Source organism: Streptomyces niphimycinicus (assembly GCF_018883605.1).
Taxonomy (GTDB): domain Bacteria; phylum Actinomycetota; class Actinomycetes; order Streptomycetales; family Streptomycetaceae; genus Streptomyces; species Streptomyces niphimycinicus.
Genome location: NZ_JAHLEM010000877.1, coordinates 1 through 1,223, shown reverse-complemented (window position 1 = coordinate 1,223; position 1,223 = coordinate 1). Strand labels below are relative to the sequence as shown.

Here is a 1,223-nt window from a genome sequence, read left to right as displayed (position 1 = left end):
GCCTCGATACGGGCCGCCTCGTCCGCGTAGCCGAGGTGCGACAGGAGCAGGGCCACCGACAGGACGGTCGCCGTCGGGTCGGCCTTGCCGGTGCCCGCGATGTCCGGCGCGGAGCCGTGGACCGGCTCGAACATCGACGGGAAGGCGCCGGAGGGGTTGATGTTGCCGCTCGCGGCGAGTCCGATGCCGCCGGTGACGGCGGCGGCGAGGTCGGTGAGGATGTCACCGAAAAGGTTGTCGGTGACGATCACGTCGAACCGCTCCGGCTGGGTGACGAAGAAGATCGTCGCGGCGTCGACGTGCAGATAGTCGGTGCTGACCTCGGGGTACTCCTGGCCGACCCGGTCGAAGATGTTCTTCCACAGGTGGCCGGCGTGCACCAGGACGTTGTTCTTGTGCACGAGGGTCAGCTTCTTGCGCGGCCGGGCGTTGGCGCGCTCGTACGCGTCCCGGACCACGCGCTCGACACCGTAGGCGGTGTTGAGGCTGACCTCGGTGGCGACCTCGGCCGGGGTGCCGGTGCGCAGCGTGCCGCCGTTGCCCACGTACGGACCCTCGGTGCCCTCGCGGACGACCACGAAGTCGATGTCGGGGCGGCCGGCCAGCGGGGTCGGGGTGTTCGGGAAGAGCTTCGACGGACGCAGGTTGACGTAGTGGTCGAAGGCGAAGCGCAGCTTGAGCAGCAGCCCGCGCTCCAGCACGCCCGAGGGCACCGACGGGTCGCCGATGGCGCCGAGCAGGATCGCGTCGTGGTTCTTCAGCGACTCCAGGTCCGCGTCCGGCAGGGTCTCGCCGGTGGCGTGCCAGCGGCGGGCGCCGAGGTCGTAGTTCCGGGTCTCCAGCTTCACGTCCTGAGGAAGGGCGGCGGAAAGGACCTTCAGGCCCTGGGCCACGACTTCCTGGCCGATACCGTCACCGGGGATCACTGCGAGGCGAATGCTGCGAGACATACCCGGACCCTACCGCTCGTCCCATGGATTGACATAGCTGTCCGCCATTCGGACATCCGCCCAGTGGCAATCGCCCGTTCACCCCCTGCATGGCGCGCCGTTGACCGCCCGGGGGACATTCCGGTCCATGGATACACCACGGTTCGGCGTACCGGAGCGGCTCGCCCAGCGGATGACCATGGCGGAGCAGCATGAGTATCTGCGGGCCCGGCTCTCCCGGCGCCGGGTGCTGCGCCGGGGTGCCGCCGCGGCGGGGACGGTCGCGGGTGCGGG

1 protein-coding gene is annotated in these 1,223 nt (G+C 70.1%); it reads right to left on the bottom strand.

Features of this window, described 5'->3' with window-relative positions:
* Positions 1-950, bottom strand: a 950-nt coding sequence (locus KN815_RS44630; protein WP_216347522.1) for a 3-isopropylmalate dehydrogenase, incomplete at its 3' end; no start/stop codon positions are given.
* Positions 951-1,223 lie beyond the last annotated feature (273 nt).